Annotated in this window: 29 protein-coding genes and 2 pseudogenes; 10 read left to right on the top strand and 21 right to left on the bottom strand. The window is 43.6% G+C overall.

All coding sequences use genetic code 11. From position 1 onward, the window contains the following. Window positions 1-60 precede the first annotated feature (60 nt). The 4 genes from FD05_RS00945 to FD05_RS00930 are packed head-to-tail and all read right to left on the bottom strand — an operon-like array spanning window position 61 to window position 4,295. Entirely contained in the window at window positions 61-1,422 is a 1,362-nt protein-coding gene (locus FD05_RS00945) for an ABC transporter substrate-binding protein (RefSeq protein ID WP_394804946.1), read from the bottom strand. Then, entirely contained in the window at window positions 1,422-2,252 is an 831-nt protein-coding gene (locus FD05_RS00940; RefSeq protein WP_020281550.1) for a carbohydrate ABC transporter permease, read from the bottom strand. The genes FD05_RS00945 and FD05_RS00940 overlap by 1 nt, the downstream gene beginning before the upstream one ends. Further along, window positions 2,252-3,214 (bottom strand): carbohydrate ABC transporter permease, encoded by a 963-nt coding sequence (locus tag FD05_RS00935; RefSeq protein WP_020281549.1) that lies wholly within the window; start codon window positions 3,212-3,214, stop codon window positions 2,252-2,254. The genes FD05_RS00940 and FD05_RS00935 overlap by 1 nt, the downstream gene beginning before the upstream one ends. Next, window positions 3,207-4,295 carry an ABC transporter ATP-binding protein gene (locus FD05_RS00930; RefSeq protein ID WP_020281548.1) on the bottom strand — a complete coding sequence of 363 codons (1,089 nt, stop codon included), beginning with the start codon at window positions 4,293-4,295 and terminating at the stop codon, window positions 3,207-3,209. The genes FD05_RS00935 and FD05_RS00930 overlap by 8 nt, the downstream gene beginning before the upstream one ends. 207 nt (window positions 4,296-4,502) lie before the next feature. On the opposite strand from FD05_RS00930, the pseudogene FD05_RS11435 reads away from it, so the two are divergent. From FD05_RS11435 to FD05_RS00925, 3 genes and pseudogenes are all read left to right on the top strand, one after another. Next, window positions 4,503-4,684 (top strand): annotated as a pseudogene (locus FD05_RS11435) (helix-turn-helix domain-containing protein). A 185-nt stretch (window positions 4,685-4,869) separates the two neighbouring features. After that, a complete protein-coding gene (locus FD05_RS11430) occupies window positions 4,870-5,019 on the top strand; it encodes a helix-turn-helix transcriptional regulator (RefSeq protein WP_020281547.1) in 150 nt (49 codons plus the stop codon). A 50-nt stretch (window positions 5,020-5,069) separates the two neighbouring features. Next, window positions 5,070-5,459 (top strand): hypothetical protein, encoded by a 390-nt coding sequence (locus tag FD05_RS00925; protein ID WP_051990631.1) that lies wholly within the window; start codon window positions 5,070-5,072, stop codon window positions 5,457-5,459. Between the two features lie 100 nt (window positions 5,460-5,559). On the opposite strand, the gene FD05_RS00920 is transcribed toward FD05_RS00925, so the two are convergent. From FD05_RS00920 to sfsA, 3 genes and pseudogenes are all read right to left on the bottom strand, one after another. Next, complete coding sequence (locus FD05_RS00920; protein WP_039933056.1) at window positions 5,560-7,512, bottom strand: S53 family peptidase; 1,953 nt, start codon at window positions 7,510-7,512, stop codon at window positions 5,560-5,562. A 156-nt stretch (window positions 7,513-7,668) separates the two neighbouring features. Continuing rightward, a pseudogene (locus tag FD05_RS00915) lies at window positions 7,669-8,361 on the bottom strand (glycerophosphodiester phosphodiesterase). Between the two features lie 109 nt (window positions 8,362-8,470). Further along, window positions 8,471-9,220 carry a DNA/RNA nuclease SfsA gene (sfsA, locus tag FD05_RS00910; RefSeq protein WP_020281543.1) on the bottom strand — a complete coding sequence of 250 codons (750 nt, stop codon included), beginning with the start codon at window positions 9,218-9,220 and terminating at the stop codon, window positions 8,471-8,473. Window positions 9,221-9,295: 75 nt separating this feature from the next. On the opposite strand from sfsA, the gene FD05_RS00905 reads away from it, so the two are divergent. Beyond that, the gene (locus FD05_RS00905) at window positions 9,296-9,826 is read left to right on the top strand and encodes a DUF308 domain-containing protein (RefSeq protein ID WP_039933054.1); all 531 of its coding nucleotides are present in this window, start codon (window positions 9,296-9,298) and stop codon (window positions 9,824-9,826) included. 57 nt (window positions 9,827-9,883) lie between these two features. On the opposite strand, the gene FD05_RS00900 is transcribed toward FD05_RS00905, so the two are convergent. Then, on the bottom strand, window positions 9,884-10,237 hold the full coding sequence (locus FD05_RS00900) for a helix-turn-helix domain-containing protein (RefSeq protein WP_020281541.1): 354 nt from the start codon (window positions 10,235-10,237) through the stop codon (window positions 9,884-9,886). Between the two features lie 13 nt (window positions 10,238-10,250). After that, a complete protein-coding gene (locus FD05_RS00895) occupies window positions 10,251-10,586 on the bottom strand; it encodes a type II toxin-antitoxin system RelE/ParE family toxin (protein WP_020281540.1) in 336 nt (111 codons plus the stop codon). Window positions 10,587-11,191: 605 nt separating this feature from the next. On the opposite strand from FD05_RS00895, the gene FD05_RS11875 reads away from it, so the two are divergent. Continuing rightward, complete coding sequence (locus tag FD05_RS11875; protein ID WP_020281539.1) at window positions 11,192-11,314, top strand: hypothetical protein; 123 nt, start codon at window positions 11,192-11,194, stop codon at window positions 11,312-11,314. A 102-nt stretch (window positions 11,315-11,416) separates the two neighbouring features. Here the strand turns inward: FD05_RS11875 and FD05_RS00890 are convergent, their stop codons facing one another. Next, window positions 11,417-12,349, bottom strand: a complete 933-nt coding sequence (locus tag FD05_RS00890) for a nucleoside hydrolase (protein WP_020281538.1) — start codon at window positions 12,347-12,349, stop codon at window positions 11,417-11,419. Window positions 12,350-12,432: 83 nt separating this feature from the next. Beyond that, window positions 12,433-12,855: an arsenate reductase (thioredoxin) gene (gene arsC, locus FD05_RS00885; protein WP_202803991.1), complete on the bottom strand. Its 423-nt coding sequence runs from the start codon at window positions 12,853-12,855 to the stop codon at window positions 12,433-12,435. A gap of 136 nt (window positions 12,856-12,991) precedes the next feature. On the opposite strand from arsC, the gene FD05_RS00880 reads away from it, so the two are divergent. Then, window positions 12,992-13,579: a uracil-DNA glycosylase family protein gene (locus tag FD05_RS00880; protein WP_020281536.1), complete on the top strand. Its 588-nt coding sequence runs from the start codon at window positions 12,992-12,994 to the stop codon at window positions 13,577-13,579. A gap of 112 nt (window positions 13,580-13,691) precedes the next feature. Continuing rightward, window positions 13,692-13,937: a hypothetical protein gene (locus FD05_RS00875; protein ID WP_020281535.1), complete on the top strand. Its 246-nt coding sequence runs from the start codon at window positions 13,692-13,694 to the stop codon at window positions 13,935-13,937. A 71-nt stretch (window positions 13,938-14,008) separates the two neighbouring features. On the opposite strand, the gene FD05_RS00870 is transcribed toward FD05_RS00875, so the two are convergent. Together FD05_RS00870 and FD05_RS00865 are read right to left on the bottom strand one after the other, a co-directional pair. Further along, the gene (locus tag FD05_RS00870) at window positions 14,009-15,556 is read right to left on the bottom strand and encodes a YfcC family protein (protein WP_020281534.1); all 1,548 of its coding nucleotides are present in this window, start codon (window positions 15,554-15,556) and stop codon (window positions 14,009-14,011) included. Window positions 15,557-15,805: 249 nt separating this feature from the next. Next, the gene (locus FD05_RS00865) at window positions 15,806-16,651 is read right to left on the bottom strand and encodes a YitT family protein (protein WP_039933052.1); all 846 of its coding nucleotides are present in this window, start codon (window positions 16,649-16,651) and stop codon (window positions 15,806-15,808) included. 300 nt (window positions 16,652-16,951) lie between these two features. Between FD05_RS00865 and FD05_RS00860 the strand changes: the two genes are divergently transcribed. The 3 genes from FD05_RS00860 (at window position 16,952) to FD05_RS11605 (ending at window position 18,972) form a co-directional block, all read left to right on the top strand. Beyond that, the gene (locus tag FD05_RS00860) at window positions 16,952-17,815 is read left to right on the top strand and encodes an SDR family oxidoreductase (RefSeq protein ID WP_020281532.1); all 864 of its coding nucleotides are present in this window, start codon (window positions 16,952-16,954) and stop codon (window positions 17,813-17,815) included. Between the two features lie 118 nt (window positions 17,816-17,933). Further along, window positions 17,934-18,635, top strand: a complete 702-nt coding sequence (locus FD05_RS00855; protein WP_020281531.1) for an ABC transporter ATP-binding protein — start codon at window positions 17,934-17,936, stop codon at window positions 18,633-18,635. A gap of 205 nt (window positions 18,636-18,840) precedes the next feature. Then, window positions 18,841-18,972 carry a putative metal homeostasis protein gene (locus FD05_RS11605; protein WP_020281529.1) on the top strand — a complete coding sequence of 44 codons (132 nt, stop codon included), beginning with the start codon at window positions 18,841-18,843 and terminating at the stop codon, window positions 18,970-18,972. A gap of 71 nt (window positions 18,973-19,043) precedes the next feature. Here FD05_RS11605 and FD05_RS11600 read toward each other — a convergent pair whose 3' ends face one another. The 8 genes from FD05_RS11600 to FD05_RS00815 form a co-directional block, all read right to left on the bottom strand. Then, window positions 19,044-19,193: a hypothetical protein gene (locus FD05_RS11600; protein WP_020281528.1), complete on the bottom strand. Its 150-nt coding sequence runs from the start codon at window positions 19,191-19,193 to the stop codon at window positions 19,044-19,046. A 112-nt stretch (window positions 19,194-19,305) separates the two neighbouring features. After that, the gene (locus FD05_RS00850) at window positions 19,306-19,539 is read right to left on the bottom strand and encodes a hypothetical protein (RefSeq protein WP_020281527.1); all 234 of its coding nucleotides are present in this window, start codon (window positions 19,537-19,539) and stop codon (window positions 19,306-19,308) included. Between the two features lie 172 nt (window positions 19,540-19,711). Next, window positions 19,712-21,076 carry a serine hydrolase domain-containing protein gene (locus FD05_RS00840; RefSeq protein WP_223602549.1) on the bottom strand — a complete coding sequence of 455 codons (1,365 nt, stop codon included), beginning with the start codon at window positions 21,074-21,076 and terminating at the stop codon, window positions 19,712-19,714. Continuing rightward, a complete protein-coding gene (gene dltD / locus FD05_RS00835; protein WP_020281525.1) occupies window positions 21,042-22,319 on the bottom strand; it encodes a D-alanyl-lipoteichoic acid biosynthesis protein DltD in 1,278 nt (425 codons plus the stop codon). Before dltD ends, FD05_RS00840 begins: the two co-directional genes overlap by 35 nt. Further along, on the bottom strand, window positions 22,316-22,549 hold the full coding sequence (dltC, locus tag FD05_RS00830; RefSeq protein ID WP_020281524.1) for a D-alanine--poly(phosphoribitol) ligase subunit DltC: 234 nt from the start codon (window positions 22,547-22,549) through the stop codon (window positions 22,316-22,318). Before dltC ends, dltD begins: the two co-directional genes overlap by 4 nt. 20 nt (window positions 22,550-22,569) lie before the next feature. Further along, window positions 22,570-23,787, bottom strand: coding sequence for a D-alanyl-lipoteichoic acid biosynthesis protein DltB (gene dltB / locus FD05_RS00825; protein WP_020281523.1), 1,218 nt, complete (start codon window positions 23,785-23,787; stop codon window positions 22,570-22,572). Next, window positions 23,784-25,310 (bottom strand): D-alanine--poly(phosphoribitol) ligase subunit DltA, encoded by a 1,527-nt coding sequence (gene dltA, locus FD05_RS00820; protein ID WP_020281522.1) that lies wholly within the window; start codon window positions 25,308-25,310, stop codon window positions 23,784-23,786. The genes dltB and dltA overlap by 4 nt, the downstream gene beginning before the upstream one ends. Window positions 25,311-25,322: 12 nt before the next feature. After that, window positions 25,323-25,466 (bottom strand): teichoic acid D-Ala incorporation-associated protein DltX, encoded by a 144-nt coding sequence (locus tag FD05_RS00815; protein ID WP_020281521.1) that lies wholly within the window; start codon window positions 25,464-25,466, stop codon window positions 25,323-25,325. Window positions 25,467-25,515 lie beyond the last annotated feature (49 nt).

Genomic DNA, 25,515 nt, shown 5'->3' with positions numbered 1-25,515 from the left:
TTAATTCAATCAACTTCCCTTTAAGATTCAGGCTGAGTCTTAATGGAAGATTGCGATAAACTACCTGCCGTCAGCTTTATTAGTCGTCTTCAAGTTGGCGTTCATTGCTGTGTCGGCAGTGTTTAAGGCAGAATTGATATTACCACCGTTGTAAACAGTTTCCATCGCAGTCTGTTCCAACTCACGAGTCAGCTGCATCCCTTCCATCAAAATACCTGAATTGGTATTGTTTGGCTTGGCATTTGCCAACTGCTCACCGGGAACTTTTGCCGAAGGAATCTTCTTGTATAAGTCTTTTAAGATCTTGGTCTTTTGAGAATTCTTGTTCAAAGCCAGGTATCCGGTTGCTTTTTGCCATGCAGCCTGGTTCTTAGCGGTTTGGGTAAACTTGATAAACTCCCAGGCACCACGTTGGGTCTTAGCAGGTTTATCGTTGGAAATCCAAAGAGCAGCACCACCAATTCCAACACCGTTGGCCTTCACACCATCTGGATGTGGGAAGTATGAAATTCCCAGTTTGTTCTTGGTTCCAGTGGTCAACTGACCAATGTATGCGGAAGATTGAACAAAGATTCCCAACTTGTTAGCCAGGAAGGCTGCAATTTCGTTGGTTTCAGCGCTGGCACCAGAACCATAGTTGACAAAATCGCCCGATTTAATATTGGTTCTGATCCATTTCAAGAACTTCTGAGTGGTTGGGTTGTTTAAGTTAATCTTGGTTGGATTGCCGGTATGGCCATCACCATTGTTAATCAAAGAAGTATGAGCGTTAGCCAAAGCTTCTTCCATCAGCCAGCCATAGATCTCTATAGTCATTCCCTTAACCTTGTGGTGGGACTTTTCATAGAGTTCCTTTGCAGCACGGGTGACTTCACTATAACTTGGTGATTTGGATGGCGAGGTCACACCATACTTTTTGAACAACGATGCATTGTAGTAAAGCACGGGTTGCGACGTGTTGAATGGCATTGCTAACTGAGTCCCTTTGTTTGAATAGAACGAACGGGCAACAGGTGAAATGTCACTAGTATCGTAGTTGTCTTCATCGATAAATTTCTGAACCGGCGTGGTGTACTTACTGTGCATCATCTGGGCAGTGGAAATATCAAAGGACTGGAATAGTGCCGGTGAAGCACTGGTCCCATGGCTTTGAATAATCTTTTGGACAGCCTCATCATAAGCACCTTGATATTGGGGAATGACTTCGTATTTGTCTTGAGACTTGTTGAAATCATCAACTATTTTATCAAGCGCAACTTCGGCAGGGCCACCCATTTCATTCCAGAAAACAACGGGGATTCGGCCGGCCTTAGCAGTGCTGGCATTCTTGGAACCATTGACAAAGGCAATTCCGAGCACAATCGCAAACACGGCAAAGATTGGTAGCGCATAGGTTTTCACAAAGGCAGCAAATTTCTTCATCATTTGACCGCACCTTCATTCACACCAGATTTGAAGTAATGTTGGCCGATGAACAGCACAATCAACGTTGGAATAACCACGATTGCGGCGGTAGCTTGGATCATGCCCCAATCGTTAAAAGTTTCTTCTGATTGTAGTTGACGAAGACCATTTTGAACAGGTCGAAAGTCATTACTGAAGGTGGTCAGCATTGGCCACAGATATTGGTTCCAGGCACCTAAGAAGCTGTATGCCCCAAGCGTCATCAGTGGGATTCGGTTGTATGGCAAAACCATTTTCCAGTAGAACTGGAAGTGGCCCAAGCCTTCAATATCAGCGGCTTCTTTCAATTCGATCGGCATCTGCATGAATGACTGACGAAGCATGAAGACTCCGAAAGCGGATGTCAGGAATGGAATGACCATGACTGAGTAAGTATTCAAGAGACCAAGTGCTTTCACAGTCTGGAAATTGGGAATAATTTCAGCTTCAAATGGCAGCATCATCGTTGCCAGGAATAAGCCGAACAGGAACTTTCGACCTTTGAACTTGAGGAACACAAACGCGTAGGCACTCATTGAGCAGAAGATCAATTGGGCAATCATGGTTGCCGTTGAGATGACCAAACTGTTTCCCAGATATCTGAGAATTGGCGTTTGGGTAAAGGCATCAATGTAATTTTGGAAGGAAACCTGAGTACTTAAGAAGTTTCCCTTTGCGATTTGCATAGTTGGTAGAAAGCTGGTCCACAAACCGATCAGGAACGGTGCTAGAACGACGACGGCTAGGATGGTCAGTAAAGCATAGTCCCAAATTCGACGTGACAGCTTTGGTTTAGTAATAATATCCATTAGTAGTTCACCCGCTTTTCCAAAACTTTAAATTGCAGAAGCGTAAACAGTGCGATGATAATGGTCAAAATAATTGATTCAGCACTCGCCTGTGCGTAGTTTCCACTGTAAAATGCGTCTTTATAAATCCGGTAAACCAACATGTTAGTTGCGTTGGTTGGTCCACCTTTGGTCATCAAGTCAATCAAGCCAAAGCTCTTGAACGATTCGATCAAAGTAATGATTGAAACGAAGAACAAAGTTGGGGAGATTGATGGAATGGTGATGTGGAAGAATTGGAATCTGGATGAAGCTCCTTCGATATTGGCAGCTTCATATAACGTGGTGGGAACAGAGGTCATTGCCCCAAGCAGAATCAGGAAAGTAAAACCTAAGTTCATCCACACGGTGGTGACAATCACTGCCCACATTGCGGCAGTTGGATCAGTCAACCAAGGGATCTGTGGTAAATGCAGCCATGTACTTGCCAATGATAAGAACCCAGTTGACGGGTTAAAAATGAATAGCCAGAAGATTGCGGCAACGGAAACTGAAACACCCATAGTTGCCGAAAATAGTGTGCGAAAAATGCCAATTCCAGGCAGTCGCTTGCTGGCAAGGTTTGCGAGAACCAGGCCAAGTGCAATTGTAATAATCGTGACTGCGAATACATAGAACAATGTGACACCCAGGCTGGAAAGATAGTCAGCGGAGGTTAATAGATTAATGTAGTTGGAAAGCCCCACGAACACGGTTGTCTTACCAACGGTATTTGTCAGAAATAAGCTGAGATATAATGTCTTAACCATGGGATAGAAAATGAAAACCCCTAAGATTAACAGAGACGGTCCCAGAAAGGCCCAGGCGAAGTACTTATCCTTGGCGTTTAAAGTAAATTTGGCTTCCTGATCGGCAATTTCGCTCTTAGTCTTCTCAACCGAAAGTGGCGTTGTTGGGGTACTTTGTGCTGGAGATTTAAGCATGAACGTAAGCCTCCTTTGAAATATTCATCCGATTGCCTTCTGTATCAAAGAACATCAAATTAGAATCTGCGGAAACTTTGATTGGCTGGAAAATGCGATAGTTGACTTGACCCGGCACAACAACGTGAATATCTTCTCCACTGTTTAAAGTTGCGTAGATGATTGTTTCATCACCTAAAAATTCGGTATTCTTGACGGTGGCATTTGCTTCAACACTCTCAGTTGCTTCCACTTTCATGTCGTCGGGACGAATCCCAATTTTGACATTCTCTGCCGGTACTTCTTCATCCAGTGCAATTTCCAAATCAGATGACACATTCAAAACATGGTTATCGGTTTGCGAACGGTGTGCGTTTAGAATGTTAATTTGTGGTGTTCCGAAGAACTTGGCCACAAAGTCATTGGCTGGATTTTGGTAAATGTCACTTGGGGTACCGATTTGCTGAACATGTTTGTCATTAAGAACCATGATGTGGTCAGCCATGGTCATTGCTTCAACTTGATCATGAGTAACATAAACCAAGGTCAAACCAAGTTTGCGTTGGAGCGCGTAGATTTCTTGGCGCATCTTAATTCTTAATTGCGCATCCAAGTTGGACAAAGGCTCATCCATCAAACAAATCTTTGCATCACTGGCAACCGCGCGTGCTAAAGCTACTCGTTGGCGTTGACCACCTGATAATTCACGAGGTTTGCGTTTTGCGAGCTCAGTTAGGTTAACCATTTTGAGTGCCTCATCGACACGTTGTTTCACATCTGCTTGATCCATTTTACGGGCCTTCAAACCAAAGGCGACGTTATCCCAGACGTTCATGAATGGGAACAAGGCATAGTTTTGAAAGACCATCGTTAATTTCCGTGCCTTGGGGGGTAAATCATTCACAACTGTTTCATCAATACTAACTTCACCGGCCGTGATTGGCGTCAAACCGGCAATCATTCTAAGTAACGTACTCTTACCACATCCGGAAGGTCCAACGATGACGAAGAACTCGCCAGTCTCAACCTTCACCGAAATATCTTTCAGGACCTCTGTCTGCGCGTCATAATCTTTGCGGACGTTTCTTAAAGTAATTGACAAATATCTCACCTCAAAATCATTTATTTGGTTACAAGGATTATTGTGACGGTTCGATGTAAAATCAGAGTTTCGTTAATGTAAATTGCAGGTAAAGATATTTGGAGCTATGTAAAAATTGAATATAAGTCAGAAGATTAAACAAGAAAACGAATTAACTGTGTAAAATCGGGGGAATCTATCTTGATAAAAATTACGTTAAATGTGGTCATGGCGGAGCGAAATATTTCTACTGGCGACCTCGCAAAAAAGTTGGGATTACCCCAACCAATGTCTCGATTCTCAAAACTGGCAAGGCAAAGGCAATTCGTTTCAGCACTTTGGAGAAAATCTGTAAAGCATTAAACTGTCAGCCAGGAGATATTTTAAAATATGTGGACGATGAAGAATGAGTAATAAAGCCACGAAGAGCTGTTTCTAATTTCAGGTAGAATAGAAGCAACTTTTTTCGTATCTATAAGATAACTGCATCACGCACTCATCGCAAACCATATCAACTAAGGTTTGCGATGGCTACAATTCTCAGCTTGTGGCATCCGTCCGTTGATAATATATTGGAAACCAGAGGTGATGATAAATGGACTTTGGTACTAAGATCAAAGAAGCTAGACAAGATCAATTATTAACACAAAATGAAGTCGCAGGAATGCTTCATGTTTCACGTAAGACAATCTCAAGCTGGGAAACTGGACGCAGTTACCATACATTGAGGCCTTGGTACACCTAAGTGACATTTATCAAATAACCCTCGATACATTATTAAGGGAGGATTTATCAATGATTAATCATTACAAAAAAAAGAGTACAGCCGTACACTATAATTTTATTCGTGGGAGTGTGAGTTACTATTTGAACGTCTTTTTGCTATTTCTGACTCTTCTGAATTTCACAAACCTCTTTAATGCTAACTTGAAATATGCCCCACTTCTTCTAATATTCAATTTGGCATTTTTGCTTAGTTATTTCGATTCACATCGTTTTGCTCTCAAAAAAATATATTTATCCACGTTTATAGTAATTGTGGGGTTTGTAATAGCACTAACAGCCATACTTATCCATCAGCCTAAAGCCAATTTCGCTGAGGGACTTGGCGAAGCGATCGGAGTTGCTATCCTCACGACAAGCTTTCTATTAGCTGTATTTGGGAAACCATATATAAAAATGTAATATCACAAACCAAGTTGCGTTACATTGCAAACTTTCATAATCAAATTTCATATAACACAAAAGGCCTCATCGTAAATCCAACGGTGAGGCCTTTCCGTATTTACTTATAAACATCCAACAACTTCCCAAAATCAACCGTTCCAAGCCCGCTCGCTTGATTATAAACGGTGTTCGGTTGCCCGGTATAATACAGATTTGAATTATTCTCAGTGTCATTCAGCGGATGCAGTGGTGAATTATCCTTGGTTGCTAATTGATACAGTTGTGGATTCCAGAAACCCATTCTTGAGTTGCCAGACTTACTGTTAATCAAAGCTGCGACACCGGCAAACTGCGGTGTAACGATACTAGTTCCGCCACTGACGTTCCAGCCGCTGCTCTTTTGGTATGTCAGATATCCCGTTGTCACGTCGGCATTTGCTGAAATGTCCGGGTAGTTTCTCCCAGTATCAGTTCCATGAATCAGTGTACTGTCATAAACAGGCTGACTTAATTGTGACAAATACTCTCGGGCATTGAAGGTGTTCACACCAGGAACACCCTCTTGGTATGAAGGTGTTTGATAAGCGTGACCAAATCCACCGCCACCGCCGCCGAGAATGTCATTCCAATTTTCAGGCATATTGAGCAGATAGTTTGGATAAGAACGTAGAAACGACCAGTAATAATCGGTTCCCCAGCTTCGTTCCTTGGTGGCTTCAATGGTGCCGACAACCTTGTCATTAACCAACACGTGCTTTCGGAACGCTGCAGTTGTGCCACCGGCAGAGGTTACCCAGGGACTGGAAACGTATGGATCGACGTCAGAGATGGATCGATCCATCATGACGTTCTTGCCGGAAACCCCAACAATGGTGTAGTTGAGGGCGCCGTTATCCCCGGCGGCCACAAAGTTAGAAATTCCCTGAAGAGCTGCTTGAGCCAATACCAAGTTCAATACTTGAATATATTGCGAAGGAATCAAGTTCATCTTTTCCAAAATTTGAAAATAGTTGTTCGGCCCGATTCCCCAACTGCTAGACAGCGAGGTCACGTTGTTATCATCATATGCGGTTAAGTAGTCGTTAAGCAGATTAATCAAGGTCGGAATCGGTGAGCCAGCGTAATACATATTGATATTTGCCTGTGGTGCCACGGATCCAGCGTACTCGGCATCCATTGTGGCTTCGGAATCACTACCAGTATCAAGTCCGCCTTTGTAGACGTTGCCCTTTACCTTGACCATGTTGAACCGGGATTTAGAATCATTGGCATTCTCATGTTTCCAAAAATGAGTTAGATCGCTGGTGGTGACATTACCAAATGAAATAATTCCCACGGTTTGACCCTTACCGGTTAACCCTTGATTATATAAAGAATCCACATCGTAATTCTTTGCAAATGTACTGGTATTGCCATAAGCACTGGCGGTTGGCTTATCGGGAATCAGCGGTACGTTATCATCAAAGGAAACATCAGTATCCGGGAAAAAGAATTTTTTGTTATGATCAGCCATCCCAACAATTGCGAGAACAGCATCTTTCAGATTACTTGAAATGTTAGGCTTGGATTCGCCAAATTGCACAGGATCGTTATGATAAGTAGCAGTATTCAGGTTGGTCTTGAACAGCTTGTCCACATACTTCGCCTTGCCGCTCACATAGATCACAAGCCCATTGTTATAAACATGGGTCGTTAAATGATTCTCCTTGAGTAACGATGTCCAGCCGTTAATCACATCAGCGGTCTGACCATAGTTCTGCTTAATTTGATCAGGCGTTAAATAATTTTTGAAATCCGTTTTGGTTGGATCATTCACATCCATGGCCTTTTGGAAATACCCGTCAGAATTTTGCGGTTTCAAGATGATATCGAAACTGGCTTGTGAATTAGGTTTGATCTTAGTCGGCGACATCCGATCAGCCAGCATCATGCCCTCATAAACATTTCCAAAAGCACTGGGTGATGTACTGGTACCCAGGCCACTGGCAGCAAAGGCCGATGTTGACCCCCCAATGCTAAAAATGAATATCACACCAAACGCCAATAATAATTGCTGAATAATATGTTTCATTTGATCCATCCCCCTCAACAAAATCCGTTGTGCTTATGACTCGATTTTAGCATTGAATGGGGAATCTTTGGTTGACTTAGCTTACAAAATTGATGTAGAAAAAAGCATCCTTATCACGCCAATCAGCGAATAAGGATGCTTCTTTTAAACAAGTTATTATACTAAACTATTTGCCTTAATTTTCTCAGCACCTTCAAAGTTGTTGGTAAAAATTCCAGCAACGTTCAAGCCAAACAGGTGCTTTTGAACCTTTGGATCATCAACGGTCCAAATCCGTTCCTTAACATGGCGCATGGGAACATAGTGGCTTAGGTGCAAGCCCACCAAATGTTCCTTTGCCATTAACTCGCGGGGGTTCTTGATATCGTGTTATGACAAAAAGCAGTATTGTTGGTTTGGATCGATCTGATAAGCAATCTTTAGTGAGTCCAAGTTGAATGATGAATAGATCACAGGATAAACCCAAGTGTATTGTTTCATCATATCTAGGACGATCTGCTCGATATTGTCATAGTGAATTTCATTGGTTTTAAATTCCAAGTTCATATGAACTGGCTTATTATCCGCCAACTCCAATAATTCTTTGAGCATTGGAATTGTCTCACCGTCGCTCAAATGGAATTCGCGTAACTCTGACAATGTATATGAACGAATTTCGCCGGTGCCATCAGTAGTCCGGTCGATTTTTTCGTCGTGCATAATGACCGGCACGTTGTCCTTCGTCAAATGAACGTCAAATTCCAGGCCGTCAATCCCATGCTCAATCGCATAGGCAAAGCCCTTTAACGAATTTTCAGGAAACATATGCGGATAGCCACGGTGGCCAAAAATCAGTGTTTTACTTACCATTACTCTTAAAATTTCTTCCTTCCAAAAATCACGTCGTGCGATCAACAATTCTCCATTCGCACCAATGTCTTATTATGATAACACGGCTGAAAATACTTGCAAGCCGTGTTCATTTACGACCAATTGACGATGGTAGTCCGTCACTGACAAACTTCTGATTCAAGTTAAAGGGCACCGGTTGATCCAATTCCAATGAACCTGGCTCAACCTTGCAGTCATAGGCGATAACGTGGACACCCTTCTTTTGGGCTTTATCGATTTCAACCGCCAGCTCCTCAAAGATATCGCGGTCAATGGTCACTGTTTGAATATTTTTCATTTGGATTACAAATAGTAAATAGGCCAAATAGCCATCATCGACAGCTTTTTCCAGTGTCTGAACATGTTTGAGGCCACGAGTTGTGGGTGCGTCTGGAAAGGCAGCAATCCCCTCATTGGCCAAAGTAACCCCTTTGACCTCCAAGAAGAATGGGTGGCCACCGTTATCGGTCCCGGCAAAATCCAACCGGGAATCTAAATAGGTTGTTTCCGGCATCACATTCGCGATTGATTCAATACCGGGGAGTTTGATATAGTTAGTTTCCAACCCGGTTTTAACAATCTTATTGGGTGCTTGAGAATCCACATTAATCCATTGTCGATCGTACTTTTTGGCGGCCACCAAATCATAAGCAGTCTTCCGACTCGGATTGTCGTTGTGGACAAGGGCTGTCGTCACGCCAGGTTGAAGAATGGTTGTCCGGCCGGTGTTTTTGACGTGCGTCGTGACGACCTCATCAGTTTCAATTAGGCGGCAATGAGCAATGAACCGGTTGGGCCGATCGATAAATTTAGCTAAATGAACGTTTGGATATTGCATAACGCACCTCTATACTGTCGTTTTATTCCTATGACTAGTATTATATAGGTAATATAAATATTTAGGGGGATTCATATGTATTCATTTCTTAATCAGATCAGAAATTATATTTGGCTCAAAAGTATCGCGTACATAGTCTTTGGCTTATTCTTCTTATTCGACCCGCACGGCACTTTGAACATTGCCATCAATTTGATTGCCGCATTCTTTATCGTTTTCGGGGTAATCAATCTGATTTCGGCATGGCGACAACGTTCCAATAATGAAGTAACTGATTACAGTTTAGCAATCGGGATTACCCAACTGATCATCGCCGTCATTGTCTTCTTGCTGGCCGAACCATTATTGTCATTCTTACCGTTTATCTTAGGGATCGTTTTGGTCATTACTGGTGTTTCAAACGTCTTCACAGCACTGAATCATCGCCAGTATGTCAACGTTTCCCCAATGCCCTTTGTGTTATATGGCATTCTGCTGATACTGGTCGGCATTTTGCTGGCATTCAACCCGTTTGGCACTGTTCTGGTCTTGCTTCAGATCTTCGGTGCAACGATGGTTGTGATGGCAATTATGGAGATCGTTACTTCTTGGAAATTGGGAATTTAATGTTGAATAAGTAAATAAAAACGTTCGCTCTAATGATGGGCGGACGTTTTTGAGTAGTTACGCATTTACCTTTAATTTAACAAGCTCCTTAATTCGTTGGGGATCATTTTGAATTAAAGTGATAAGCCTGAAAATACTCTGGTTCGGGTGCCGTTTCCCCTGTTCCCAAGCCCTAACAGTACTTGGGGAAACGCCGATCACATCTGCGAACATTTCTTGGGACATATTCAGCGATAATCTAAACTTTGTAATATCAACGGAATTCAAATTAATATTAATGGGTTTGATTGGTGTTGATTTTCCACGTGGCTTAATCATTACTTCATCTGTGCCAGGAACGTCTTTACCATGCACAATATCAGCAATTTCTTTAAATCCCTGCTTAAGTTGTTCAAAATCTTTGTCTTTCATATTAGACACCCCCTTAAAGCTTCAGTTGCTTGATTAACGATCTAATCTCTTTTACTTGAAGTTGCGTCAAATTCGCCTGATCTTGTTTTGCAAAAATGAGAATAAAAAATATGGTATTTATCTTGGAAGATACATAATAAATTGCCCGATATTCCTGTCTTTTACCTACCCGCAATTTCCAAACATTTCCAATTCCTGTGCCTGAGTCGGGAAACTGGAATGTATCATGATTTTGATCTACAAAATATTGGATATCGGCTTCAATCATTCTCTTCACAGCATCTGGATCTTTGACCAACTTCTTTAGCATTCGATTAAAGGACTTAAGATACATAATTCGAACTGACAAGTGCTTACTCCTAAAAATGTATTTACATTATATAATACTTTGTGTTACTTGGCGAACATAATGTATTGTATTCTTTAATGTATATACGAAAAAACAATCAAAATTATTCTACCAGAAGAAAGCAAGAATAATTTTCAACGGAGAAACAAAATAGTCTTGTATACCATTTCACATTATCGTATAATAACTGCGTGAACGCGACCAGCATGACCGCAATCATCACTATTTATAATTCGTTGATCGGTTCACATGTTACGATCAATTATCGTGACGCGGGGAGTATAAGCTCAATACCATTGGGGATCACAATAGATGTGTGTGACTAACGGATGACTCAAGTTTGAACTGAGAATTGATTTGAAAAGTGTGGGGGCACTTGGCACAATGCTTGCGGCGTTGTGTCTTTTATTTTGCTTTCAAACATGGTCTTATTGTTATGAAAACGTAACCATTGCATTTTCACAACATTTATTACAGAAATATGAGCAAATCATTGCAAATGTAATCTTTGAGGGCCTATACTAAAGATAGAGTTGTAAGAGAGAAACGTTAGTGCATTGATTTAACGACGTTGCAACTCAAATATTGATTAGGAGGTCACGCGTATGAAGAAGACATTGGAAAAGATGTTCAACAAGGTTTTTGCAAAGAAGTTTGAAGATGCTGGCAATTTGCAAACCAGTGAAAGCAACCGTCTATTCTGGAACTCCGTTACTAAGGGACAATGAAAATGAATGGCATATTAAATAAGTAGGCAGCTATTTCTAGTTACGAAATAGCTGCCATTTTTGGTTTATTTTATAAAGTTATTCATCACAATTCGAATAGGCCTATTCATCTTTACCCGTCAGAAGTTCGTCAAATTTATCATAGAATGCTTGGCCATGCACGCTTGTAACCAAGTTAATCAGCCGGCCATTGTCGGTTTCAAAGGTTCTTCCGGCACCATCACCACTGGTCAGCACATCACCTTTAATATCTTTGGATTCGATCAAGTCCGGATACTGACTGGCAACCGTCGTCAATACATCCCACAGGTAGTAAGTTGAGTTAGCTTCATATGAAGAAACCAGCGCATATCCTTGGCCAATCAAATCCATCATTGGATAACGGCGCAGACTTGCCCAGTGTTGCTGGACATCAGCATTCAACGGCACTTGGTTGGTGCTTTCCAGCCCAACCATCTGAATCTCAATATCAGCATCCCAAACGGTTTTAACCGCCTCAGGGTCCCAATAGGCATTCCATTCGGCTGTGCCATCATGTTTAGGTTCGAGCACGTTACCTTCAGTCCGCATGGTGCCACCCATCCAGTAGAGCCGCTCGATTTTATCCACAATCGTTGGATCAACTTCAAGTGCTCGCGCGAGATCCGTCAAAGGTCCAGTCATGACCAAATCGGTTTTACCTTCAGTGTTCTGGAGCTTGTCGATCATGTCCAAATGAGCCGGTTTATCAGCTAAAGGGGTTGTTGGTGCGCCATGCTCATTCAATAATGGGAAGGCATCAAATGAAAATGAGCTCAACCGCCATTCCTTGGGAAATTGGTGAACTGCGCGCGAATTTGACGCCGCCACAGACACTTGGGCTCCATGGCCGAATCGGGTAATAATTTTTCTTGAAGCTGGAACCGAACCTTCGATATAACCGTCGGCATCGATCACCCCAACCCCTGTCAGATTAACTTCGGGCATCTGCAGCAACAGCAGTAATGACACCAAATCATCGACGTTTCCATCATGGTCAAAGTAGACATTTTTCAAGATTGCATCCTCCTTGTTTGTTACATTTATTCTACAGGATGCAGGCCTTTTGGTCTAATGAACTTCATTTATTAATATGTCATTTATTTATATAAACCTGACGATAATTCAATTATTTTGTTTTGAATGCCATCCCGAACCGACCGAAAAGCAGCCAACCTTTCCGCCTCATTTCCATTGGCTTTCGCAGGATCAGGAAATCCCCAATGCGCCCGTCTCACTTGCGGTGACATCACCGGGCAACGTTCTTCTGCATCGTCGCATAAGGTAACCACTAAAAAAGCATGATTAAGAATCTTGGGATCGATTAATTTAGAGGTTTGATTCGAGATATCAATTCCGGATTCCGCCATTACTTGAATGGCCAGAGGATTTACCCCATGCCGTTCAATGCCGGCCGACAACGCCAAATAACCATCTGGAAGATACTTTCGACCGAATCCTTCTGCCATCTGACTGCGGCATGAATTGCCAGTACAGAGGAAATACACGATTTTTGGATCCATGATACGCCCACCTTTCATGTCAATCCTAATCACTGATATTTTACTTCAATTTGGAAGCTGGCAGTTGGAAAAACATTGCGTTCGGAAAAATTTAGAGGACAATTGAGAAGTAGATAGGTATTTGAGGGAGAACTTTATGAAAAGCGCAAAGACAATCTTTAAGGCAATTCAAGCGGACCCACAAAACAAACAATTCACAAGTCAGGGTATCTTGCCTCTGTACCATGTCGATCCCAAAGCTGAAATCCTCATCATTAGTCAGGCACCCAGCCGGAAAGCCCAAGAATCGATGGTGTTTTGGGACGACCCAAGTGGGGATCGGTTGCGGGATTGGATGGGTCTAAGCAAAGATGAATTCTACCGTTCAGGCAAAATAGCCGTTCTCCCGCTGGATTTCTACTATCCAGGCAAAGGTGCACATGGCGATTTGCCGCCACGCAAAGGATTTGCAGAAAAATGGCACGCGCCTTTGCTGGCGTTGATGCCAAATATCAAGGTAAAATTATTGATTGGCCAATACGCACAAAAATATTATCTGGGTAAGTCACGTGAGCGAAATTTAACCGAAACGGTGCGCCATTTCGATCAATATTTACCCGAGTATTTTCCTCTTGTCCACCCATCACCGCTCAATTATGGCTGGATGAAGCAACATCCATGGTTCAAGGATGAAGTGGTGCCGGCATTGAGAAAAAACGCGCGTGGAATCATAGATGAACACTAATTTCTATCTCCTTATATTAATATCAGTTTAACGATATTAATCAGCAATAAAATATGCTAAAATATACTTTGTGCTATATTTCACACATACATTATTTGTCGGGGAGAAATTTATGTTAAAGCTAAAAAAGGCAACTTTAACGGTTGCTGTCGCATTCACCGTGGGTGGCGGATTAGTTTCGTTGCCACCAAAGGACGTTTCAGCCAGAACGACATATGTCTGGATCGCACCGCATCATGGAAAGAAATATCACTATTCACGCGGTTGTCGTGGATTGAGTAACGCTGGAGCAAAACGCCATGTTTCATTACGCTGGGCTAAACACCATGGTTATCGGTTGTGTGGTTGGGAACATTAGCCAAGTAATCTTAATTTAAAAAACACGCTGACAAAGATGGATGTCAGCGTGTTTTTGTACATTCAAACGATTTAATTAATCAAGACTTCAGTCACTAACAGTGCCCCACCAAACACGAGCACGAATACAACAACTGGCCAAACAAACCGGAGCCAGTGTGAATATTTCATGTTCAGCATTTGCAATGTGGCCATTACCAACCCAGTTGGTGCCAGGAACAGCATTGCGTACTGGCCGAATTGATAAGCAGTTACAACCACATATCGTGGAATATTAACTGTGTCGGCCAGTGGTGCCAAGATTGGCATTGAAAGTACAGCCAAGCCTGATGATGATGGAACGATGAATCCCAATAGAAAGAAGATCAGGAGCATTACAATGATAAACATTGGCCCACTCATGTGCGCAACCAGTGTCGATGAATATTCGAGCATAGTATCCGAAATCTTACCATTGTTCAACACGAGGTTAATTCCGCGTGCCAAACCAATGATTAACGAAACCCCAACCAGACTGGAAGCCCCTTTAACAAAGGCATCGACAACACCAGTTTCACCGAGCCCATTTTTTCCAGTTGCGGTCAGGAACATAATGATAATCGCAAATGACAGGAACGATGCCGCCATGGTTGGAAACCACCAGCCTTGTGACATCACGCCCCAGACCATCAGCGGGAAAGTAATAACGAATAGTATCAGAATCAATTTCTTCCGAGTAGTGAATTTAGACTTGCCGTCTTCACCTGTCGGGGCAATTTCCCACATACTGTTAAATTCTTCGCGATCATCATATGAATATGAAAATTTTGGATCGGCCTTAACTTTTTTACTATACCAATGCAGATAAGTGATAACGAATCCGGCAGCCACAATACAGCCGATGATCCGTTCTGTCAGCCCTTGAGTAAAGTCGATTCCTGCTGCGTTAGACGCAATCACCACTGAGAACGGGTTGATGGTCGAGAAACACGTCCCGATCGAACTCGCCAGGAAGATTGCGCCCACAGACACGATCGAATCGTACCCCATAGCAATGAAGATTGGCACTAGAATTGGGTAAAAGGCCACCGCCTCTTCCTCAATTCCACATAAGGTTCCACCAAGGACCATCAAAACGGCAACGAAGAAAATGAGTAAAAATTCATGCCCTTTCGTCTTCTTGGTAAGTGCCAGCAGGCCAGATTCAAACGCCCCACTGGCTTTAACGACACCAATCAGACCACCAAGCACCAGAATGAATACCATGATGTCCACGGCTTCGATCGTTCCTTCAACCATGCTGGTTGGTACAGCGCCGATACTTGCCGGCCGCTGTTTCAGTCTTTGATAAGTATTTGGGATCGAGACTGGGGCAGTAATTCCACCTGAAGTAAATTGCTTGATGTTAATTTTGACACCCAGCTTATCCAGTTCCTTTTGAGTGCTTGGGACAGTGGTCACTTTCCCGTGCGGATTGGTTACTTGTAAAGATGAGTGCGAATACGATAACTTAGAATAACTACCAGCAGGAACCATCCATGTAGCTGCGACGGCGACGATCGTTAAAATGAATAAGATAACGAAGGCGCCTGGCATTCTCAGCTTAAAATGCTTCTTGGGTTTTTCAACTTGCGCGTCCATATTTTTCCCCTTTCATAAGTACAACACAAAATAGATCAGCTTTTTCACTGGTCCTGCCTAGTATATGATTACTAATCCATAATCCCCCACCACGAAAATTATGCGATTAATCGTGTATAGCTCAACAAATAATAGTGTACCGTATGTGAAAGCGGTTGACAACACAGCACGTATGGACAAATTATTCAAATTAAATTTTACTGAGTATCAAAAAAGCTCCCGATTTTCAGTTGAAATCAGGAACGACCATTACAATATTTTCTCCAACGCCTCACCCTTGACACTGTGCACATTATCCACCACCACAAAAGCGTCCGGATCCACACTGGAAACCAGCGGCACAATTTGAGCAACTTGTTTGTCCGTACAAATCAAATAAATAATCGGCCGCTTTTCCTGATGATAATAGCCTTTCGCACTAATCAGCGTAATTCCCTGGTGAAGCATCTCTGACAACTCGGACGTAATCTCATCTGTTTGGTTTGAAATGATCGTAACTGCTTTTCGCGCACCAAATCTCGACAGCAAACTATTCAAAACCACTGCAGAAACGTAGAGTTCAATGACTGTCAAGATCATATTTTGGAAACCAATAATGAACACCGACGGGATGGCAACACACAAGTCAAACATCAACATTGCCGAGCCATTCTTCATGCCAAAGTATCGATTCATAATCTTCGCCAAAATCGTACTGCCGGCAATGGTACCTTCACCGCGGAAAATAATCCACATTGAGATGCCCATCAAGACGCCACCCGCAATTGCTGGAATGATGGTTTGCGTTGTCTGGTAATTCAGGAAACGTGGTAATTTTAGAAAAATCGAGATCCACACGATTGCCCACAACGAATACCAAACCGTTTTCTTACTCAAAAATCGGAAACCAACCAGCATCAAGATTCCGTTTAACACGAAGTTCGTCACTGCAGGTGGAATACTCAGTGCGTAGTAACCAATGGTAGTGAGTCCAGTGACCCCACCCTCACCGATTTGATGAGGGATCAAGAAATCATTGATCGCAATCGCGTATATGAACGCGCCAAGGATAATTTGGAGTCCATTTCTAATAATCGTCTTATTAATGAGAAACACCTCTTTTTATGTATAGCTTAATTATAGGACTAATCGCTCAGGTCAACATTCCCAAACGCAAACCGAGAACCACCAATGCGAACCGATCTATTTGATACTGAACATCATAATTCATCATTTGCTCTCCGTCTAAGGCCTCATTTCAGTATAATAGAATTCAGAATAGTTTTCAGAACTAATTGCACACTTTCACCCAAAAACTAACAGGTTCAAATCCTTGTAAGCCTCTTCAATCGCTGGTAACATCAACTTAACGAGAAATTTTAACTGACTCATTAGTCTTGAAGGGGGCTCATTATAATGAAATACGCAGTTACTGGCGCCACCGGAAAATTCGGCCAAACAGTCATCAAGGTTCTGGCTGAAAATGTTGATAATCGAGATATCATCGCACTTGCTCGAAACACCGAGAAGGCCGAAAAATTGTTTCCAGGAATTGAGGCCCGGCCAGGTTCTTATGATTCTGAAGAAGTATTAGAGAAGTCTCTGAAGGGCGTCGATAAATTACTATTGATTTCGTCAATTCCAGGACAAGCAGTCAGCCGAATTCAACAGCACAAAAACGTGATTAACGCTGCCAAGAAGGCTGGTGTCCGCTTCATTGCCTACACCAGTTTTCCACACGCTGATACTGCCAAATCACCATTGGCAATTGACCACAAGAATACCGAGCAAGCTATTCGTGAATCAGGAATCGGCTATTCATTCTTACGAAACAACTGGTATCTGGAAAATGAGCGGATGCAAATTCCTGCCGCAATCAACAACAAGCCTTTCGTTTATTCCGCCGGTGAAGGTCGAGTCGGTTGGGCTTTGGAACGTGAGTACGCGGAAGCCGCCGCTCGAGTATTACTGAGCGATGAACCGAAAACGGTTTACGAATTCTCGGGACCTCAACACAGTTATGATGATCTCGCACGGACCCTCAAAGTACTCACTGACAACGATTTTGAAGTCATGTCATTATCCGATGACGAATACCGGAAACGTTTGGTTGCGACCGGCTACAGCCCACAAGCAGCTGCTGGAATCGTTGGCATGCAAAGGTTGATCCGTGAAGGCGATCTGTCTGAAACTTCAAGCGACTTACCAACAGCTTTGGGTCACCCACTGCCAACGTTTGAAGAATCACTCAAAGAAGTCATTCATAAATTAAAAAAGTAAGTTAAAAAACTTCCTAGCTGGAAGTTTTTTCTTTGCTTAAACTAGGCAATCCTGGTTTGCTTTCCCCTCAAACCACAAGTATCATAATCGGTAAGGAAAACAATTCGGGAGGCACATCATGGCATACATCGACATCAAACACGTTTCCAAAATTTACGGCAGCGGCGAACAGGAAGTCCGCGCTAACGACGACATTAATTTTGAAATCAAAAAAGGAGAACTCACCATCATCGTGGGAGCCTCCGGAGCTGGTAAATCAACGTTATTAAACATCTTAGGTGGCATGGATACGCCAACCAAGGGTGACGTGGTCATCAATGGTCAGGATATTTCTAACTACTCCCCCAAACAACTCACGACTTATCGCCGGCTATCAGTAGGATTCGTCTTCCAATTTTATAACCTAATCCCAAATTTAACCGCCTTGGAAAATGTCGAACTGGCATCACAAATTTCACCTGATTCACTTGATGTGCCTGAAGTCATGAAGGATGTTGGCTTGGCAAAACGAACCAACAACTTCCCGGCTCAACTATCCGGTGGTGAGCAGCAGCGAGTCGCCATTGCCCGAGCCATCGCCAAGAATCCAGACTTATTACTATGTGATGAGCCAACCGGTGCCTTGGATTACAAAACCGGTAAAAGTATCCTAAAACTCCTCCAAGATTTCAGTCACAAGACCGACAAAAATGTCATCATCGTCACCCATAACGGGATGATCAAGCCGATGGCCGACCACATCATCGAGATTGGTGATGGGCAAGTTAAGAATGATGAGATGAATGCTTCACCTGAAGCAGTTGAACAAATTGAGTGGTAACAGTTTCGTTGGAGATTTGACTTACTGATCACCCTTAAAATTGGACAGAAGATAGAGACCAGGATAAAAGCGTAACTTTGTCCTGGCTTTTTTGTTGTCCACAAATTCTGCATTTTCATTTTTAAAATGGGCTTGACAAAGTCCCCGGTAGAAGTTCATACTTTTAAATCGTAATGATTACCATTTATAGTGAGGAGAGAAAAAGATGGAAAAACAAGACTTAGCTTCAGCACGTCGGAGAATGCATAGCCCAAATATCAAAACCCGTAAACGAGCACTCAAAATTATTCATGAAATTAAGCATAAAAAGCAGCAGACCCTTTTGAACAAACAATAAAATAAACCGTCCAGCAAGATCTAACCTGCTGAACGGTTTATTATTTGAAACAACTAGTCCTTAAGCAATCTCTATTCCCGCCGATAAAAAATATCGTGAAGTGAAGTCGGGTAGACACCGTCCTTAGACTTACGGTAACATTCAACGTATAACAAGGCGTTGATCGTAATCGCAACTAAAATGCTAAACACGTAAATTGCGACAAGTTTCAATAAAAACATAAAGCTGACAGTCCTTCCTTTGGATACCGGTTACTAACCTGATTGGAAACTGTCTGCATTGGTGACCTTATATATGATTACATTTTCCCAAATGTCATAATATATAAATCCATCAGCCGACTAAAATTTGATACTTTTCTGGGCCGTCAATCGTATGAACCATGATCTCAAACCCATTCTTCAAACTCGGACCTTCATACCAAAAACCATGGTGGTAATGGGCCGAAAATTCGAAGTCATACCGATAACCGTGGGGCTCGCGTTCGACACGCAGATAACCTTCGTGGCCATCAGACAGTTTGACATCTTGATCCTTGTTGGTTGGCTGGACGTAAATCTTGGTCATGTCATCTCACCTCCTTTTACTTCCACCTGAATAATACGGGTATCTAGACGAAATGGCAATAGGAAATAAAATATTTTGTTGCTCATTCGGTCTTTATTGTTCAATTCCAGCCATGACAAAAGCCCTAGAACTGGTAAATTCACCGATTCCAGGGCTGAGTTGATGATTATAATCAATAATAAGTCGCCACATTATACATCTTAGCCACAAAATTCTTCCCAGAAATTCCGCTGCCAAGTGGTGTCTGGTTCGTGAATACCACGGCAATATGCTCATTATTATCGGTGGCAAAGAATCCGGTGTGATAGCCAGTACCGCCAAATGAACCATTGTTGAAGTATATGCCTGGGCGAGTCACATACACGCCGCCAGAATAGGTCGTCCCATATCCCAGCAGATCATTATGTTGGTCCTCATCCAGCAAAGTGCCATTTCTGATTGCTATGATGAATTTGTAATAATCACTCGGCGTACTCAGTAGATTGCCGGCACCAGGAATCGCCGACATCCGCGGATATGACATCTTCGACGGACTGGTATAATCCTGCCGGCCATTGTTCTTATAGCTCACAGCCAGGGTATCCTTAAACGTCGGCTTGGCGCTGGTAACCATGAACGTATTGCTCATGCCAACCGGATTCAAAATCCGATCTTCCAAATTCTCGGCATAGCTTTGGCCAGTCACTTTGGCAATTATCCCAGCCATCAAAACATAATTTGCGTCACTATAAGAAAATGCGTGATCATTCGTTGAGTCCAAGCTCTTCACCATATTGGCAAATGCCTGGGCCTCGGTCATCTGTTTGGCAGGGGTGGCGTCAGTATTCTCCAACCCAGAGGTCATCGCCAACATCTGGGCAATCGTGATACTACTGCTGTACGGCACTTGTGGGTAATACTTACTCAGCAAAGTTGACGCCGTCAGTTTGCCTTCATCAATTAATTGCTGGATCATCACTGCTGTCATCGCTTTTTGCAGAGACGCCAGTGGATACACGACCGACCCGGTACCACTATTCAAAACACCATGGGCCTTGTCCGCATAACCAGTGCTGACAATGACCGGTGGCTGATTGGTGTAGGGTTCGAGTGCCGCTGTCCCGATCACATCATATTGTTGCATGGTGCCCCGAGCGACTTGGGTAAAGCTCACCCGTTTGATGCCATGAACGTTCATCCAACCCAAGTACTGATTGAAATACCGCAATCGCGCATATGAACCGGTCTTGGTGGTCTTTGTTTGCATGACTCTGACATAGTCGTTATTGTATTTCGAGCCATTCGCAACGGCCCGGACATTTCCTGCGCTGGTATTATACGGTCCACTCGCATACAAATTGTAGCCGCTCTTTAAACTGGTTTGATTCACAATCTGGGCGTCGTAACGTTGATTGCTGGTAGCTGTAACCGGATTGTACGCGGCAAACGATCGCTGCCGTAACGCGTATCCACCAACTATCAGCACTCCCGCCAAAAAAAGCACCACAGTCCGAACTTTTGATTTAGTAGTCAAGATTGCTTTCACTTCCATTTTCATTCTGCCATTCTTTGGAATAGTAATAATCGTCGATCCGGTAGTGAGGGGCCGGAACCGACTTGGTCAAAAACGGCCGAATTGCTTGATCCATCTTGAGCCAGCCACGCCAGCCCGGATGAATCGTGTCGTTCATAAAGTACGGCTGGTTACCGTCGTGACTCAGGTCATCAATGTGATTAAAGCCCTGTGATTTGAGCTGTTCAGTAATCTTCTGGTCAAATTGGTTCAGCATTTTCGCCGACAATCCGGTGTATTTTTGCCACTTGGCATTAATCGGTGGGATGATGAATAACACCTTGGTGTGATCGTCAGCGAATTGGTTCAACACCAACTCAAAGTCGCTATACTCCGGTGACTTGAGAAAACTCATCTTCGTTTGAAATCCCTTGAGCTGTTTAAAATGCGGCTTCAATCGATGCTTCCAGAAAACATTAGAAATGCCGAACTGGTTGGAGGATGTCTTCTTGGCCCCAATTTGGCCAGCCAGTCGATCCAACTTGGCAAAATTATACTGAGCTGGCAACAACCGCCCGTTTTTGGCAATCGTTTCCTCATTATTAAATGGAATTCGATACCTTGAAAAAATTTGATCTTCGTTCAGTAAAATCCGGTTTCGCACATCAACATAAAACATTTGTGAGGAAGTTGGCTTCAGGCCGGCCGCAATTCGTGCTAAGGCGCCGGCAATCACTTTATCCGAGCTCCCAGAGGGCATCTCCAACAAGCGATAAGCCGCATAACGGTCCATCTTCGAGCCACTCTCATGTTCGATCCAGCTAGTCGTCTGCAAAGTTGAATAGTAATACGAAAAGGCATTTGGATCCTCACCAGCCGGCGTAAACCACTGGGGAGAGATGAAGAAGACAGCCTTTTTATTTTTCAGTTGCGGGTTAATCGACTGCATCACAAAGAAATGAGTCAGTGACTGGCTGCCGCGCGCTCCCAAGAGGAATGGTCGGTAGTCACGATGATACTTGGCGGCTAACACCGCCGGATGAAACGGGTCAAACCGCGACCATTCGGAGGAACCAAAGAATGGGACGTAACCATTTTCAAGTGCGTTTCTTTTAATCAATTGGCCTTTTAGAACCTGTGGCGACAGTGATGCGGCCGCATTTTCTTCCACTTTGGGTTTGACGTAATCGAAACCCGACCACAGTGGTGATAAAAACACCGCCAGCATCAGCAGCGCCGCAGCGAAAATCGGCCCAAATATCATGAAGAGCCGCTTTTTCATGCTCATTTGGCTGCTTCAACTTTCGCAATTATTTTAGCGGGAGTGTTCCACTCGTTTCGATCAAATTCTGAAACGGGCGCCTGAACCCCTAATTTATCCTGCAGGTCCAGCAATAGTTGAACCGTCCCCATTGAATCAAGCAACGCACTTGCAAAAAGGTCCTCATCCAAATTGTCTGAAAAGTCCTCACCAGTTAAGTCTTGTAAAATATCTAGTACAGTTTGTTTATCATCCATTATGAACAGCTCCTCTTAATTTAATATGGGTTTGGTGCGAAAAACAGCGTGTTCAGGAATCCTGAGAAGATCAGGAAGCTGAAGCAGACAACGTTAAACGTCAGAAAAATAGAAAATAATTCAGTGAATTTATTATGGGGAATATATTTTTGGTGCTTCTTTTTGAACCGCAGCCAAGTGTCGTTAATAACCATCGCAAAGCCGTGGTAGAGGCCATAGGTGATGTAGAACCAAGTCTCGCCGTGCCAAAATCCCATAATCAACATGTTAATCACGTAGCACACGTTGGCCGTGGTCGTCCGTGATTTGAAAATGTGGTGCTTCATGCAGAAAAAGACCAGCCGCATGAAGATGTAATCCCGGAACCAGAATGATAACGTCATGTGCCAACGGTTCCAGAAGTCCTTGATGTTTTTGGATTTGAACGGCTGATTGAAGTTCATCGGCGTCTTGATCCCCATCAGGTAACTAATGCCAACGGCGAACAAACTGTAACCCGCGAAGTCAAAGAACAGGTCCATGCTGTAAGCGTACATGTAGGCAACAATGTTCCAGGAAAACCCGTGGGCCATCAGCGCCCGCATTTGGATCTGGGGCATTAATACCGTCCCAAAATAGTAGGCCAAGATGAACTTGTACAAAAAGCCTTGGAATACGTAACGGACGCCCGTTTGAATCATGTTAAGGTAGTCGTCTCGAACAGGAACCTTGGCGTAATCGGCTTCAAATCGGCGATATCGGTCAATTGGTCCCGATGAAATCGTCGGGAAGAATAATAGAAACTGGCCGAACAGAACCGGATGAAACTCTTTGATCATGCCATCGCGGGTTTCCATAATCGTTTGGACAACCTTGAAGGTGATGTAGGAAATCCCCATAAAGCCAATGATTGATTGGCGCCCAGGTGTGAACAATGGCGTTAGTTTGACGATCACCAATGGGATAATTGCCAGGACCACAGCGGTGATAAAGATCCATCCCTTATTTGGGGACCCTTTCGGCTGCCGATAGTGGGAATAGAGACCCACTAGAATCATTTGGTAGACCAGGTAGCCAATCAGTGAGATGCCGGTTTTCCAATTCGGCCCACCAAACGTCAAAATCAGGAAGAACAGTGAAATGACGGTCTGGTAGCCTCGAAACCGGCGGCCGTACAGCAAGCCGATCATTAACGGGATAATCGCCAGCGTCAGCCAGATGAAGTAGGTCGGGTTGCCGTACGGAATGTACCATCTCATTGACTATTAACCGCCGTGATCACTGCTTTGATGTCGACCTTCCCGTTAGAGCTCAACGGCAGTGATTTTTGATAAACGATCTTTTGGGGAATCATGTAATTCATCATGTCCCCGGCCAAATTCTTCTTGATGGCGGCTGTTAGTTCCAGGTTGGTTTTAAAATGATGAACTGCCGGCACGACGTACGCGATCAACATGGAAACTGTGTGCTGGGAATTGTACTTGGGCACGACGACCGCCTGCTTGACGTGTTCTTCCTTGCTGACAAGCGCAGAAACATCTTCAAGTTCAATCCGGAAACCATTGAGTTTGATTTGAAAATCCTTGCGGCCAAAGTAACGCAGGAGGCCATCCGGTGCCATGGTGACAATATCACCGGTTCGGTAAGCCTGCTGGTCACCGATTTTGAAGAAGGCCTTCGCATTTTTCTCAGGATTATTAATGTAGCCCTTGGAAACGTTGGCGCCATAAATTACTAACTCACCCTTTTTGCCGTCAGTGATATAACTGCCATTTTCATCGACCACCCGCGCATTCATGGCCGGCTTCACGTAGCCGATTGGCAGCCGTTCATATTCATCGAGGACTTCGTTGGTAATTTCAATTTCAGTAATCGCAACGGTCGATTCGGTTGGCCCATACGTATTGAATATGTGGGCGTCTGGAAACCGTTTCTTGAGTGCTGCCGCGGTCTTGTGGGTTAATTCTTCCCCGCAAAAGAGGAAATTCTGTAATTTCGGATAGTGAGCTTCATCAAAAGTCGGCTCCAGTAAGCAGATGTCAACGAATGACGGTGTGGAAACCCACACGTTGATTGGCATCGTCCGCAGGGCCGTGAAGAGCACGATGAAGTTATCGGTTGTCTTCTTAGATAAGACATGCAGCGTGCCGCCTTGATACAGCGTCGGGTACAGGCTCATGACGGACAGGTCAAACGAGTATGCGGGCTGCTGGAGCATTTGCAAGTCAGCCGGCAGCTTGAACTCATCGCCGACAATCCAGTCCACGAAGCTGATCAAATTGTTGTAGCTGATTTCAACGCCCTTGGGAATCCCCGTTGTCCCTGAGGTAAAGATGATGTAGTAAGTCTGATCACCAGTGATCGGGTGCGTCAGGTGATAGTCGACTTTTTCAAGGCAAATCTGCTCGAGTTGTTTGGCGTTGATTTCTGGAATGTCGGCCAACTGAGTTGGTAATTCTTCGGTTGCGATCACCGCCACTGGTTTGGCAATCTGGTTGATCATTTCCAGCCGTTCCTTGGGTGAATTGATGTCCACCGGGATGTAGGCATGACCGGATTTGACAGCCGCCAAGAAAGCCACAATCATTGAGAAGGACTTACCGCCAAAGATAATGATTGGCTGTCCGAGGGGCAAGTTCATGGCGTCAATGTGCTCGGCCAAGGCATCGGAATAAGCCTTCAGCTCGGTATAAGTGTACTGCTCACCATCGTAGGCGTATGCGACTTGGTCACCTTTGGTTTCCGCGTAGTCGTCGATCACCTGAATTAAATGTTTGGACATGAATCTCCCCCCTTAAAAATCGTTGTAGATGAATTTCGCTTGATTAATGCCACTGTAGTCATACAGATAAAATAGGATCAACATGATCGAAAAGTAGACCAGGGTGTGGAGCAGGAACTGAACAATGGGTTTACTTAACCATTCCTTTAATGGCATGGAAACCATCTCCTTTGTGAAATATATCACTATATTTTTCAACAATATC

The sequence above is a fragment of the Lentilactobacillus otakiensis DSM 19908 = JCM 15040 genome (genome assembly GCF_001434145.1).
GTDB lineage: Bacteria > Bacillota > Bacilli > Lactobacillales > Lactobacillaceae > Lentilactobacillus > Lentilactobacillus otakiensis.
The sequence above is the reverse complement of the archived record's forward strand: the minus strand, read 5'-3'. Positions and strand labels throughout refer to the sequence as shown.